This is a genomic window from Sulfurimonas lacustris, from assembly GCF_059705355.1.
Window position 1 is genome coordinate 67,744 of record NZ_AP046125.1, and the last position, 13,180, is coordinate 80,923.

The 13,180-nt window shown below is 36.8% G+C and carries 15 protein-coding genes; 8 read left to right on the plus strand and 7 right to left on the minus strand.

The annotated features are described in order from the left end of the window. The first annotated feature begins 28 nt into the window (after window positions 1-28). Complete coding sequence (locus tag AC6H4V_RS00335; protein ID WP_497607040.1) at window positions 29-652, plus strand: transglutaminase-like cysteine peptidase; 624 nt, start codon at window positions 29-31, stop codon at window positions 650-652. Beyond that, window positions 649-2,571, plus strand: coding sequence for a LapD/MoxY N-terminal periplasmic domain-containing protein (locus AC6H4V_RS00340; protein ID WP_497607041.1), 1,923 nt, complete (start codon window positions 649-651; stop codon window positions 2,569-2,571). Before AC6H4V_RS00335 ends, AC6H4V_RS00340 begins: the two co-directional genes overlap by 4 nt. On the opposite strand, the gene AC6H4V_RS00345 is transcribed toward AC6H4V_RS00340, so the two are convergent. From AC6H4V_RS00345 to AC6H4V_RS00375, 7 genes are all read right to left on the minus strand, one after another. After that, a complete protein-coding gene (locus AC6H4V_RS00345; protein ID WP_428728732.1) occupies window positions 2,568-3,023 on the minus strand; it encodes a hypothetical protein in 456 nt (151 codons plus the stop codon). The genes AC6H4V_RS00340 and AC6H4V_RS00345 overlap by 4 nt on opposite strands. A 710-nt stretch (window positions 3,024-3,733) precedes the next feature. Continuing rightward, window positions 3,734-4,012, minus strand: a complete 279-nt coding sequence (locus AC6H4V_RS00350) for a type II toxin-antitoxin system RelE/ParE family toxin (RefSeq protein ID WP_497607042.1) — start codon at window positions 4,010-4,012, stop codon at window positions 3,734-3,736. After that, a complete protein-coding gene (locus tag AC6H4V_RS00355; protein ID WP_497607043.1) occupies window positions 4,013-4,270 on the minus strand; it encodes a hypothetical protein in 258 nt (85 codons plus the stop codon). It lies immediately after the preceding gene. Between the two features lie 128 nt (window positions 4,271-4,398). Further along, complete coding sequence (locus AC6H4V_RS00360) at window positions 4,399-4,743, minus strand: hypothetical protein (protein ID WP_497607044.1); 345 nt, start codon at window positions 4,741-4,743, stop codon at window positions 4,399-4,401. Window positions 4,744-4,833: 90 nt separating this feature from the next. Continuing rightward, window positions 4,834-5,496, minus strand: a complete 663-nt coding sequence (locus tag AC6H4V_RS00365; RefSeq protein WP_497607045.1) for a hypothetical protein — start codon at window positions 5,494-5,496, stop codon at window positions 4,834-4,836. Window positions 5,497-5,705: 209 nt separating this feature from the next. Continuing rightward, window positions 5,706-6,020, minus strand: coding sequence for a DUF2958 domain-containing protein (locus AC6H4V_RS00370; RefSeq protein ID WP_497607046.1), 315 nt, complete (start codon window positions 6,018-6,020; stop codon window positions 5,706-5,708). Between the two features lie 127 nt (window positions 6,021-6,147). Continuing rightward, window positions 6,148-6,897 carry a hypothetical protein gene (locus AC6H4V_RS00375; protein ID WP_497607047.1) on the minus strand — a complete coding sequence of 250 codons (750 nt, stop codon included), beginning with the start codon at window positions 6,895-6,897 and terminating at the stop codon, window positions 6,148-6,150. A gap of 334 nt (window positions 6,898-7,231) precedes the next feature. Here AC6H4V_RS00375 and AC6H4V_RS00380 point away from each other — a divergent pair, with 334 nt between their 5' ends. The 6 genes from AC6H4V_RS00380 (at window position 7,232) to AC6H4V_RS00405 (ending at window position 12,920) form a co-directional block, all read left to right on the plus strand. Further along, window positions 7,232-7,735 (plus strand): hypothetical protein, encoded by a 504-nt coding sequence (locus AC6H4V_RS00380; RefSeq protein WP_497607048.1) that lies wholly within the window; start codon window positions 7,232-7,234, stop codon window positions 7,733-7,735. A 352-nt stretch (window positions 7,736-8,087) separates the two neighbouring features. Continuing rightward, a complete protein-coding gene (locus AC6H4V_RS00385; protein WP_497607049.1) occupies window positions 8,088-8,783 on the plus strand; it encodes a hypothetical protein in 696 nt (231 codons plus the stop codon). Between the two features lie 48 nt (window positions 8,784-8,831). Then, window positions 8,832-9,673, plus strand: a protein-coding gene (locus AC6H4V_RS00390; protein ID WP_497606173.1) for an IS5 family transposase whose coding sequence is annotated in 2 segments (ribosomal slippage) — window positions 8,832-9,231 and window positions 9,231-9,673 — 843 coding nt in all. Because the reading frame shifts where the segments join, the coding sequence is not laid out codon by codon here. A 76-nt stretch (window positions 9,674-9,749) separates the two neighbouring features. Beyond that, a complete protein-coding gene (locus AC6H4V_RS00395) occupies window positions 9,750-11,294 on the plus strand; it encodes a hypothetical protein (RefSeq protein WP_497607050.1) in 1,545 nt (514 codons plus the stop codon). A gap of 73 nt (window positions 11,295-11,367) precedes the next feature. Further along, window positions 11,368-11,652 carry a hypothetical protein gene (locus AC6H4V_RS00400; protein WP_497607051.1) on the plus strand — a complete coding sequence of 95 codons (285 nt, stop codon included), beginning with the start codon at window positions 11,368-11,370 and terminating at the stop codon, window positions 11,650-11,652. 2 nt (window positions 11,653-11,654) lie between these two features. Further along, complete coding sequence (locus AC6H4V_RS00405; RefSeq protein ID WP_497607052.1) at window positions 11,655-12,920, plus strand: tyrosine-type recombinase/integrase; 1,266 nt, start codon at window positions 11,655-11,657, stop codon at window positions 12,918-12,920. The last annotated feature ends 260 nt before the right edge of the window (window positions 12,921-13,180 follow it).

The window sequence follows — 13,180 nt, forward strand, 5'->3', positions numbered from 1 at the left end:
GGGTCGAGTTTTTTGCTATAATCACTCCATGTTTCCATTAAAAGTACTTATACTCTCAGCACTATTTTTTGCAAGCGCAACCTCATCAAGTGAGCCTTACGCTAACAAAGAGCTACTTGATGCAATAGCCGAGAAACATAAGGTTTTTGCAAAAAAAAGGTTCTTTTTTCTTCAAGAAACACTCGATGGCGTCAAAGAGAAGAGCGACTTAGAGAAGCTAGAAGCCGTCAATAATTTTTTCAATGAAGTGCGCTACGGCTCAGATATGAAAGTGTATGGACAAAAAGATTATTGGGCGACACCGTGGGAATTTTTAGGTAATGATATGGGAGATTGCGAGGACTATGTGATTAGCAAATATTTTGCCCTCAAATACCTCAGTGTTGATTATAAAAAACTCTTTTTTACCTATGTACGCTCTACGCAGTTTAAAGAACCGCACATGGTTTTAACCTACTTTGAGACACCAAAGAGCGAACCGCTTATTTTAGATAACAATAACCGAAAAATATTTCCGGCCTCACAAAGAACAGACCTAACGCCGATTTACAACTTCAACGGCGATGTACTAGATGAAGTAGGAAAAAACAATGAGAAATCACACAAAAAATGGGATGAGCTAAAGCTCAACATGCAAAGGAAAAAAATATGACACTCTTTAAACAGATTGCTTTGATGCTATCACTCTTTTTACTTATTATATTAACAACCGTTCTTGTGTTGAACTTTCAAAATGCCAACAAAGGAGTGCAAGAGCGCCTCTATGATGATGCCAAAAACACGGCAACTTCTCTTAGTCTATCGCTTGGAAGTGCCAATGGCGATATCTCCATGATGTCCACGATGATAAATGCAAATTTTGACAGCGGAAATTATCGTCACATTACCCTTGTTGATATTGATGACAAAATCATTTACGATAGAAAAACAGAGAGTGATTTGAGTGGGGTTCCAAAGTGGTTTGTCTTGCTAACTAACCTAGAAGCTCCCGTGGCACATGCAAATGTTTCGGCAGGATGGCGTCAAGTCGGTATCCTTAATGTTCAAAGTGATGCGACTTATGCCTACAAACAGCTTTACGCTATTCTCATCGACCTGCTTGCCTCTTTTGCGCTTATCGCTACCGCTGCTCTGGGTATCTTACATCTTCTGCTTCATGCCATCCTAAAACCACTCAAAGAGGTGCAAAAACAGGCAGCCGCCATCATCAGAAATGAGTTTATCATTCAAGACAATCTCCCTTACACAAAGGAGTTTAAAGACGTCGTCCTTGGTATGAACAACATGGTTTCTAAAGTAAAAGCGATGTTTGACAAAGGAAACGAAGAGTTAAAAGCGCTCAAAGAGCTTGAGTACATCGACAAAGATACACAGCTAAGAAACAGAAAATATCTTCTTGACAAACTCCCCTCATACCTCAAAGTGGACTCATCTTATGAAGGCGGTGTAAATATGATTGTCGCACTTAGCGGCATTATAGAAGCAAACGAAAAAATTGGCAGACACAGAGTGAACAAACTTTTTGCCGCTATTGCAACTATTTTTAGGGAGCAGACAAAAGCGAACAAGGATGCGATTGTCGCAAGGCTCAACGGAACAGAGTTCTCACTCCTTCTGCCTGAGTGCTCCGGCGATAACGCCCTAGAGTTGGCAGAGCGCATACAACAAGCCTGCAAAGTTGCCATCGAAGCTTCAGAGCTTGATGTGCAAGAGACTTTTGCCTCTATAGGGCTTTATGAGTACAAACATACCAACAGCATCCCAGAACTCTTTGCCCGCTCAGACAACGCTCTTGCCCAAGCAAAATTTAACCACAAAAATATCCATATAGAAAAAGCAGACGGTGCGGTAGAAGTGATGGGTAAAGAGGCATGGAAGCTCATTATCAACAATGCTTTAGAGAAAAACAGATTTCATTTTGTCTCATGGAGCGTTATAGATACAAAGATGAAAAAACTCTCCCATCGTGTACTAAGCATCCATCTTGATTTGGACAAAAACACCTCTTACAGCTATGCCCAGTTTATGGCTCCTGCGATTCAAGCAGGCTTGAGTGTAAGTATCTACCAAAAAGTCGTCTCCATGCTCTTTAAACGCTCAAACACAATGCTTAGCGCTTCTACCTATGCTCTAAGACTACCGCACGAGTACCTTGAAGACCCAAAAACCTATGATGAGCTAAGTGAACTTTTACGTGCCAATGTCTCCGCGCTTCCGTTTAAAATCATCATTGAACTACCAGATAGATTGGTACATCAAGACTCAAAACTCATAAGGGACTACATCGCACTCTTTAGAAAGTATGGTATCGATATCGGCGTATTTGAGTTTATCGGCGAGAGCAGTGACTATCAATACTTGCAAGATTTGCGTCCTGCATATATCAAAGGCGAGAGCAGCTACTTTTTGACACAAAATACCCAGTCACTCTCAGCATTGCGGCTCATCACAGACACGGTAGGCATTGCCGTTATAGCCGTAGGTGTTGTGGATATGGAAAATTTGGAAGAGCTCAAAGCCAGAGATATCCACACAGTACAAGGAAAAGTGACAGAGCTACTGGAATTTTAGATGCCTCTGGAGTTTAACCCTTTGGTCATGGCATCGTTAATCTCTTGTTTATACTCTGGGTTAAGCTTAAGAAGCTCTCTATCAAAATCGATGATTAAATCTTTGTTGGTATGCGGATGTCTACAGAGAGTAAAAATAATATCTTCATAAATCATAAACTCTGGATGTGGTCGTAAACCCATCTTTTTATGCACTTTACCGTGATGTTTTAAAATCATACCAAGTGCATACTCAAGCTTTTTTGCATCTGATTTTTTGCTTTTTACCATCGCTATAAGAACTTTAAAGTTGGTCTCCTCAACCTCTTTGGAGCTTTTTATCTCTTCCACATGCTTCACATGACTTAGAGCTTTTTTTTTGCTTTTATTTGGATTATAAAAAAGAAGAAAGATCAAAAGCGCCAATAACGCAATCAACCCCATGATAGATTTGACGATTAATTCAGGTTCCATAGAGTGCCGTTTTTTTATATCTTTGTGCAATTTAAAAATGATTGTATCTTTTTAAGTTACTTTTGCTCCTTAAAAAAACTAACATCTATTTAATAACTGCTATAAAATAAGAATTCCAAATTCAAGCGTACCTACAGGTAAAAGCGGCGGTTTTAGGGTTATAACATACTTTATAAACGAAACAGGCAATTATATTCTAAAAATATCAGTAAAGAATCATTATAGTTCAAATAATCCAATTCTTCCACATTAAACTTGCGACCAAAACAGGTCAAAAACTCAATAACCCGACAAACTAGACCGGCGAGTTGCCCAAAATCTCAAACAGCGCTCTCATCGAATTATTACATTTTTATAGAGATCAAACTGCGACTAAAATTGTTCTAAAAGTAAAAAAATATTGAAAAAGTAAATAGATAGAATAAAGTTATTGATATAAGTATTAATTATGAAAAATGTCTGAAAGTATCGTGTTTAAAGTGGTTGTGTAAAAATATGGTGGACCCTCAGAGATTCGAACTCTGGGAGGTATAACCCTCGCCGGTTTTCAAGTCTCTCTTGAGAAGCCCTAAACCTGCATAGAACGCCGACTGGAGCGTGGTTTTTTGCAGTACAAGCAAGTCTAAAACGGGTCTTTTTTTTTGACTTTTTAATGCTTAGCTAGGCGCAGAAACGCATAGAAGCTTGGAGACATCCTTGCCTCAATAAAATTACTTATCAACCCATTTAAAAATATCAAGTATTGAAATTCTATCTTTATCCAGTTCTACCAAATAGATAATCGTATAACCTTTAAAAATCATATCTCTAACATTTTCATCTTCGTTATGGGTAGAAGGTCGGAATTTATATGGGAAGTTCGCCAAATTGTTAATTTTGTTATCTATCTGGCTTTTGAAATTTAAAGCTCTGCTCTTACTGTCTTTTGAGATATAGAGCAATATACTTTTAAGTGAATCTAAATACTCCATTTTTCTAACAATTGTCATCTACAGAGTCTTCATAAATTCATCTATCTCTTTATCGTACTCTTCTTGAGTTAGAAGTATGGCATTACCATTTCTTACATCTTGAAGAGATTTTGCAACTCTGCTTTTTGCTTCTTCTTTTGAGATGGAAGGATAGCCGTCATCTAGCGAAAGCTTTATAAATTTTATAAAGTCATCAACCAAACTGTTAGTGTCATTTCCATATCTTGAAGCTATAAATTTCTCTGCTTCAGGATTGTCAATTCGGATAGTCTGCATTGTCAAACCTCCTCTTTTTATTTGTCATATTATAACATTATTCTTTTAACGCTTGTTGGTTTGATATGCGGATAAATTGAAATAATATGTCGAGAGTAAAAAAAAGTACCCGTCCCACCCATTGAGACTTAAATCTCAAAGAGTGTTTCAAGCTCTGCTTTGGTGGCGAGTTTCTCACTAACAAACAAACTAACCCCAAAATCCGCTTCCAATATACAGACAACTTGAGAGTATCCCTCAAACTCCTCAATCATCTCCACATAATCACTAAGCGGCTCTGGTATCTGAGAGATTGCAGAGTTTTGAAGTTTGATAGGCTTCTGCAGTTCTTCAATGGATTCTATAACTATAAAATATCCGTAGGTTGGATAGAGATAATCATCAGGCAGTCTCTTAAACTCCGCTTTTAAACCTGCCCTTAGAACTTCATCCCTTACAAACTCTATATCTTTAGTTGAGAGTATAGGAATCATTGTGAATGCTTTTGAAGTTCGTTGGTTTGTTTGATAACTACAGCAATAACTGCAACAGAGATACATTTTATGATAAAACATACAGCATGCTTATCCATTATCAGCTACTTTCATAAGTCTAAAAAGCTGCCCTGATGTATCTTGAGAGTTGTTGTATGAGATTTTACGGACATACTGCTTTAAGTCAGTATTCTCAGATATCAATCTTCCTAAGCGTCTTTTATCTGCTACTTTATACGCATCTCTTAGATGAAGTGTATAGCTATGGGCTTGAAACTCAACAGATAACAGCCTCTCTGCAAAAAATTGTGTAATAACATGTTGTAGCTGGGTTTTATATTGAGTGAGGTCGATAGCCTTTCGTTGCTCTGGTGTAGAGAGAATGTAAGTGTAAACGAAGCCTGTATCATCACTTTTTTGAGTGTCGGCTTCATCAGAAACTGCGGCTTGTTGCGTAGAACCTTTTTTACGAAGTGATACGGTAAGCTTCTGCCAATCATCCTCAAAAGTTCCATCCTGTGAAGTTGCAACTGTAATGTCATAATTCTTTTTATACTTATTGATAATTTTGCTCTCTTTGGATTTTTCATACCACGCTAAAGCTTCACTATGGTTTGTATTCTTGAAATCAAATTCTACTGTTGTTGTCGCTTCACCAACATTTACCTCTATACTATCTGGTACATAGGACTTAGGATACGCTCCACCTCTTTTTTGATAGTCGTCATTCGCTAATTTAAGCAACTCTTTCATCTTGTGAAATCCTTTTATATTGTAGTAGTTGCACTAAGAAGCGCTATAGATATCGCAACAAATTTGATGAAAACTTGCTGCATAAATGCCTCTTTATGTTGAACTCGAATTTATAATATATGGTTGAATTGTTTAAATAATATTTTGAGAGAACTATCCTTCAAAACACTCTTGGAGATTTTTACAATAGGGAGTTATGCTAGGAATAGTTAGTGCGCGGTTAAGTTCTTTTTTACTTTAGATAGCAGAGTAGGGGTAAAATATAAATCCCTCTCGACTTCTAAGCCTAAACGACCTCTCACGCTTTCAATTTCGCTTAGACTGAAATAGCCAAGTTCTCTCTCCAAACCAACTACATATCCAAAGCAAGTATCATTATCGCTCTTAGAAATTTCAGTTATGTACCAACTCCAAGATGAGTCAGGGGTGAAAAGTTTGACATGACAGATGGGATCTTTAGAATTCTCGGTAGAGTATAGGTCTGGTATCGCAGACAACAATGGTTGTGGTATTAATTTGCTCATGAGAGCCTCCTTGATATTTGGTATCAAGGTTATAATATATAGTTTCAAGCTATGAAATATTTTTGCTCTATGGTTCACTAAGAACGCGGGGGGAATAGATTCTCATTCGACTGGCAAAAAAAAATTACTATGTGACTGGCGAAGACCTCTTTGGCTTTATCTTTATGATTTGTGTTTTGCGTCTGGTACAAAGTTCTATGAGTTTATCTGATGTTGATTCTTGCTCAAATATTCTTATGGCAGTTGCTATGTCTCTCTTGCTCATGCCAAATAAAATAGAGATTGCATCATAGTTGCAGCCTAAGTTTATAGCCTTATCAAGGAAACCTTTTACTAATTTTTTATCAGCATCATTTTTTTTATGCTTCTTCATAATCGCTAGTAACTGCTCATAATCATATCTAGTGGCTTCAAGTTTGCTCATAAAGAACTCTTTAATGCTATAAGTCTCAACGGATGGCTTTATCTCGCGTATAATGTTGTATATTTTCTCACGAGAGAAGTGTGTAATTGAATATATCTCTTCAACTGAAAATCCTTGTCTCCCAAGCTCAAGCACCGCTTCTTTAATAAACGTATTAATTGCATCTTCATTGCCACCGCTGCATAGCTTATAATGTAGCCCATTCTTTCCTTGCTCTGCATAATCATCAGGTATAAATTCTTTCTTGCATGCCATACAGAAGTACACTTGACTATTCATGCCTCGTTTAATTATATGGCAGTCATGCGAATCAAATAATGTCCTGCAAGAAGGACAAAAATATCTCATTTCAGCTGCTTTTTTATCAACTAGATCTTTCCATATCTCCTGCGCAGTTAGCTCATTTTTGACAATTTTGACAATTTTAGTTCCTTCAGGAGTAAAAATTTTCATACATGCTCCAAAAAATTTATAAAAAATTATAGCACACATATCTACACTCAGTACCAATGCAAAACAGTTCGTGAGTGCAACTTCGACTAGTTGCTATGTAGTAATGGTACTCATATCTATGTCTATTAAATCTCGTGCCCAAGGGCTTTAAAATCTATTGACAATGGTAAATAACGCTGTTATTATTACAGCACGGATTTGATAATTGAAGCAAAAAATTACAGCTATAAATTTCAAATCTAAAGCTCTTTGAAATGTTGGTAAAGATGCTTTATCAACCGAGGTGGTTTCTGAAATGGAATCTAAAATCAATTAAAAATTAAAGGAGACTTAAATGTCCGAAATACAAAAATTAAATGTAACGCCTAATGATGCAATCGCAAATACTCTCAATTACAATGACGGCACAATCTTGTACGAGATCAGAGTTGACAAGTACACCTCCGAAGTCAAAGAACATTTTGTGATCGAAAACTCTGCTACTAAGCAAAAATTCAAGATTAACAAAAACTCAATGTTGACTTTAGCGGAGTTAAGTAATAAGGAAGTGTTCAGCTTGCTTCTCAATAACGGTTGGGAGGGTTCGGACAAGATGAAAGCGGGTACTGGTGTAGCTGTTAAAATGACTAAGAAAGCAGATGCATATAATTGTATCTTTTTCATAGGCGAACTTGGTAAGCAGTTTGATGATAAAAAAATTGCAAATAGAAACTATATTAAGCTTAACAAAGGACATCTGGAGGCTATTTTCACCTTTTTAATTATGAACGAGAAAGCTGTAGCTATTAAGAATGAGGAACTAAGACGCATGAAGACAACACTAGATTTGGTGGAATAGATCATGGCTGCTACTGCTGAAAAAATTATCGTACCGTGGTTTGAATTTCCAGACGGAGAACTGCCTCCCTAGCCCGCTAGAGAAAAAAATATTATTGATAGCTATGGATACTGAGTACCAGAGTAATTATACCGCATATACTAACTTATGTTTGTCATATCAGTATGCTACATATAATCTCTTTGACGGCATATCTAGATCCGGTATCTTTTATCCTGATATCAACCAACAAGAGAGATATACGCTCGCAAAGTATACACATAAAGTTCTAAATGAAATAGGGTTAACACCGGAAATGATGAAGGATTGGAAAATTATTTATATAGCTCATTTCTTCACGGCAGAGTGGGCTATGTTTAAAGACCGTAAAGAGCTTTATATGAAGTTTGATTATATTCGCAAGACCATGATAACGGGTAGATACCCATTAAGAACGACTATCATAGAGAAGAATGGAAAAAAAGTTGAATTTTCAAGTTATTTTAGAGACACAATGTTGCTGCTTCCAGATGGATATAAGTCTCTTGAGAAAGCTTCATCATTCATCGAAGGGTATGAAAAGGTAGATATCGGTAACCACAAAAGTAGAATGTACAAATTCATGATAGATGAACCTGCATTGTTTGAAAAGTACGCTATTAGAGACGCGGAGGTGACACTAAGGCTCTTTATCAAACTGCAGTGTATGCTCAATAAGATAAACGGCAGCAAGGGCAAACTCTTTTCAACTCTTGCCAGTGCTACAACTAACGACTTTAAGCAATTTAGTAAGGGGATGTTTGATGATGATATACATAATATGCAATACGATAGGCTTCATGATCTGTATAAAAAATATGAATCCATTGCAGATAGAAGCTATTTAGGTGGCTTAAACAGCTCTTATCATATAGGAGCAAGCGATGGATATACATACATAGATATAGATTTCAAGAACGCTTATCCAACTGCCATGAACCTTCTTAAAGTAGGTAACTTTGGCTCAAAGATAGAAAAAACAATAGAAAATAAACAAAAAATTTCACTAGAAGGGTTAGACAATGATTAGACTTCTTGCATAACCCAAAAAGCGGTTCAGAAATTGCTTTTTGTTTGTATGGAAAAATATGAACGATTGCAAAAAATGAAACCGACTGATTTTAAACGATTGGTAGGGGTAAAAAAAGAGACATTTGGGTTGATGCTTGAAGTATGCCAAGAGTATCATAAAGCCAAAAAGAGCAGAGGCGGGAAACCAAATACTTTGTCGATTGCAGACCAGCTATTGCTTATGTTGGGATACTATCGAGAGTATAGGAGTATGGCACATATTGCATTTGACTATGGCGTAAGTGAAGCGACAGTATCAAGAGTGATTCAAGAGATGGAGAGCGTATTGATACAATCAGGTAAATTTTCACTACCTGGTAAAAAAGCCTTATATGAAGATGGAGGAATTGAACTTGATTATATCGTTATCGATGCAACTGAATGCTCAGTTCAACGCCCAAAAAAAGGCAACAAAGATGCTACAGTGGAAAGAAAAAGCGACATACAGCCAAAGGACAAATCGTGATTGATAGCAATCAACGCATTATTTGTACCGCTGTTAGCGTACATAATATCCACGATTTTAAGCTGTTCAAACAATCGAGATTGCCAATCAAAAAAGAGACCAATGTAAAAGTAGATACTGGCTATCTTGGAATCAATTCTCTTCATATGAATAGTGATATTCCAAAGAAAAAAACCAAACTTCATCCTCTTACAAAAGAAGATAAGCTTTCCAACAAAATGAAAGCATCTGCTCGCATATGCGTTGAGCATGTGAATGCTAAAATAAAAACATTTAAAATACTTGGAGAAAAGTACCGAAATCGCAGAAAACGATTTGGTTTACGCTTCAATCTGATATGTGCTTTAATTAACGCAGATCGAGGATTTGGAATAAAATGTTAGGTTATGCAAGAAGTCTATTGAAGAATTTAAAGAAGAGCTAAGCCAGTTTGGTAAAGCTAAATATTTACAAATAGCTATGGCTGACATATATTTTAAGTTTCCAGACTCATGCAAATATCCTAACCTTTGTGTAAAGATTGATAGTTTTGGATTGATTAACCCTCTTGAAGGACGAACAGTAGCAACTTTGCCTGAGATTCATCTAGCATGTTATCTCAAAGCAGAGATAACTTACTATAGTGCCGTAGTGATACATAATTACCCATTTGCAGACGAAAATGAGAACAGTGCATACATGTGTCGAGAGCATCTTTTTAGACTTTATACTTTAAGAAATGATGCCAAGAAGAATGATCAAGAATTACTGCAACAGCTCTATAAGACCTACTCTAACAGTCTTTATGGGAAGCTATCGCAAGGTATAAGCGAGCGCAGAATGTATAATACAAGAGATGGTGCTACAAAGCGCTTACCAAAATCTGCCATCACTAATGCATATTACGCTTCTTTGACTACGGGGCTTATTAGAGCTGCTCTCTCATCACTGATAGTAGCTCTGGATGAGCTTATTGACGAGGGACATAACTATAAGATTATCAGCGCTACAACAGATGGCTTATTGTACGGAGTTGACGAAGCTATGATTTGTTTAGAGGATACTTTAGATATTCAAAATGCTAAATATAACTATAGTTCAGTCTTGGAAGCGTTCAAAGATGGATATAAAAAGTTCAATTCATTTGAGAGAGTTGACCCTTTATTGGCATCAAGATTGTCAAAATTCCCATCTTTAGAACTGCTCAGGATATCTCATGCATCATGGGACGACCCAGAGTATATTGAGATAAAGCATGTCGCAAATAAAGTCTTAAACATCAAAACACGCGGTCAAGTTGGCATTTATGAGGAGAATGGCGAGTCAATTTGCACTCTCTTGGCAAAAGCTGGGCACAAAGTTCAAGGTTCTCAAGATGAGCAGGCGCAATGGATATTGAAGCATTACAGAGATGCCAAAATTGAGAAGTACAGCTTTACAACGCTTAGCAATATTCAAGAGATAATTAATGAGTATAACCCAATAGACGACCTCGTAAGCATACCTCAAGAGAGAATTATCAGTCTTGATTACGATTATAAGAGATACCCGATAAATGCGAATGATACAGCTCCGCATAGAGATATAAATCAGTTTATTAAATTTCGTCAAAGTGCAGGTTACTTGAAGAGATTAGGCGAGAGAGCTTCTGTTGATAGCGTTGACTATAAGTATAAAAGAGCCTTACAGAATATTCGTAAAACAGGCTCTGATAAAGAGTTTTGCATGCGACATATCTTAAGAGCTGTACTTCATGATGTAAAACCGTTTGTAAGACTCGATATTTCATACGCTGCCTTAGCTTTCTTGCTAAGACAATACAAAGTGACAGTATCAAAAATTAAACATGCCAAAGCAGCTAAATTTACACCAAATATGGTGCAAGACACTACAGGAAATAGAGCATTTATCAGAAAAGTATTGAAACATTTGGAATATGAAACTACGACAAAATATAGCGAATATTTAGAACTACTATTGCATAAAAAAATCAGCAATCCCGAAGTAGTTTCATATTTGGATTAGGAAAAAAAATCTATAGTTTATCCCCCCCCCGCGTTCTTAGTGAACCGCGTGTAAAAAATATAAAGGCAATAATATGTATAACGATAAGAATTTAATAACAGTTAATGAAGTCATTCTAAGACTTTGCTCCGAAGCGAAGACTATTGAACAACTATTTTCAGATGATGAAGGGCAGGTGCAATTGCTATGTAAGCATTTGAACTGTGATAGAACGGCTATTTTAATGACTCAAAGCGATCTGACAACTTTAAGACAAGCTGCTCCAGTCTGCGAAGAGATAGCCTATGATTTTAGCAGTTACATTGATATATTAGAAATTTGCGAGTATCCAGAAGAGATGGCTCAGGAAGGAGAATAAAGATGAAATTTTTACAAAAAACCACAATGGACTCTGCGCCACAAGCGTATAAACCAAAGGTCTCTTATGAGAGTCTTGAAGTAGGTGAGAACTCCATAGAAATCATGGAAACTATCAAATCAGCAAGAGTGTTTGAAGAAAACGGCTTTATCAAACTAGATTATCGTGTAAACTCTTTGGCAAAACTGCCGAAGGGTAAAGATGGAAACCGCTTTAGATTCTCAACGGGTATAGCTGCTACAGCGATATCGTTTAAATCTATCTCAAATCGAAAGTTTGAAACAGCATACGCACACTATAACTCTTTGTTTCAAAGTTTGGAAAATAAAGAGGTAGTTCTATTTGAAGATATAGCGCACTTAGCACTAGAAGAGGCGGAGATAAATCGCAGAAAAACTGATAGTACAAGAGACTATAAAGGTATATTGGCAAAGTTTGTATTGCCTTACTTTGGGAGGATGCCTATCAATGATGTCAAAGTCAAAGATATTAAGGCATGGATGCTAGAGATGGGTAAACTTACCATCTCTCAAAATCGTTTCAATAAATACTACTATGTGGTAAAAAGGGTGATGGACTATGCTAATGAAAATGAGTATTCATCTTCAAATATCATGCAACATCTAAAACGATCTTCACCTCAATTTAGTAAAAGTGGTGTCAAAGATGATGGCTATTACACCAAGGAGGAAGTAGAGAAGATATTAAGCGACAATTGCGCATCTTGCTCTAAGCATGAACGCTCTAAACACGGCTTTATCAATGCGTTTGCTCATGTTGCATTCTTGACTGGTGCAAGAACTGGCGAGATTATGGCTCTTAAATGGTCGGATATCAACTTTGAAAATGGCACTATCACGATAGAGCGTTCAATTACAAGAAGCGTAATAAGCACTACTAAAACAGGTACTACGCGAAGTGTGCCAATGGTAAAAAAATTGCATGAAAAGCTTTTAGAGTACAAAGAGTCGTCATATTGCGAGTGGGTATTTCCAAATTTAGAGAGCAGGATGCCGTACACATACTCAAGAACGATAGTTGACCATAAATTCAAACCAATGCTTCAAAGATTGGGTATAGCTTATAAAGGACTTTACCAAACTAGACACACCTTTGCAAGCTTGTCCGTTCAAAATGGTATCTCGATGCACATAGTCAAAGAATGCATGGGTCATAAAGATATCAGTACAACTCAGCGATTCTACTTACGCTTTGGAAATCTAGATCAAGTTGATGTGAGAAAACAGCTTGAAGGTTTAACTGCATAAGTATCACGCTCTTAGAGTTAGTGAATGGTAAAATCCATCCACTCTCTCTAAAATTGCTTCTGTGTGATAATCAATTCCAAGCCATTTTTTTACCAATAAAAGCACAATTATTCAACTTTACGTCAAAAATCATCAAAAAAAGACAGGAAATGAGACACGCTATTTTAGGCGAAGTGCTTGAAATATAGACGGGTAGGGTGTTTGAGAGGATGTCCTCGCCGGATATGGGAATTAGCGAGATGGTTTTGTGTCTATGTAAA

Coding starts and splice junctions, on each gene's coding strand:
- AC6H4V_RS00335 (WP_497607040.1), top strand. CDS start 29: ATGTTTCCATTAAAAGTACTTATACTCTCAGCACTATTTTTTGCAAGC.
- AC6H4V_RS00340 (WP_497607041.1), top strand. CDS start 649: ATGACACTCTTTAAACAGATTGCTTTGATGCTATCACTCTTTTTACTT.
- AC6H4V_RS00345 (WP_428728732.1), bottom strand. CDS start 3,023: ATGGAACCTGAATTAATCGTCAAATCTATCATGGGGTTGATTGCGTTA.
- AC6H4V_RS00350 (WP_497607042.1), bottom strand. CDS start 4,012: ATGACAATTGTTAGAAAAATGGAGTATTTAGATTCACTTAAAAGTATA.
- AC6H4V_RS00355 (WP_497607043.1), bottom strand. CDS start 4,270: ATGCAGACTATCCGAATTGACAATCCTGAAGCAGAGAAATTTATAGCT.
- AC6H4V_RS00360 (WP_497607044.1), bottom strand. CDS start 4,743: ATGATTCCTATACTCTCAACTAAAGATATAGAGTTTGTAAGGGATGAA.
- AC6H4V_RS00365 (WP_497607045.1), bottom strand. CDS start 5,496: ATGAAAGAGTTGCTTAAATTAGCGAATGACGACTATCAAAAAAGAGGT.
- AC6H4V_RS00370 (WP_497607046.1), bottom strand. CDS start 6,020: ATGAGCAAATTAATACCACAACCATTGTTGTCTGCGATACCAGACCTA.
- AC6H4V_RS00375 (WP_497607047.1), bottom strand. CDS start 6,897: ATGAAAATTTTTACTCCTGAAGGAACTAAAATTGTCAAAATTGTCAAA.
- AC6H4V_RS00380 (WP_497607048.1), top strand. CDS start 7,232: ATGTCCGAAATACAAAAATTAAATGTAACGCCTAATGATGCAATCGCA.
- AC6H4V_RS00385 (WP_497607049.1), top strand. CDS start 8,088: ATGTTTAAAGACCGTAAAGAGCTTTATATGAAGTTTGATTATATTCGC.
- AC6H4V_RS00395 (WP_497607050.1), top strand. CDS start 9,750: ATGGCTGACATATATTTTAAGTTTCCAGACTCATGCAAATATCCTAAC.
- AC6H4V_RS00400 (WP_497607051.1), top strand. CDS start 11,368: ATGTATAACGATAAGAATTTAATAACAGTTAATGAAGTCATTCTAAGA.
- AC6H4V_RS00405 (WP_497607052.1), top strand. CDS start 11,655: ATGAAATTTTTACAAAAAACCACAATGGACTCTGCGCCACAAGCGTAT.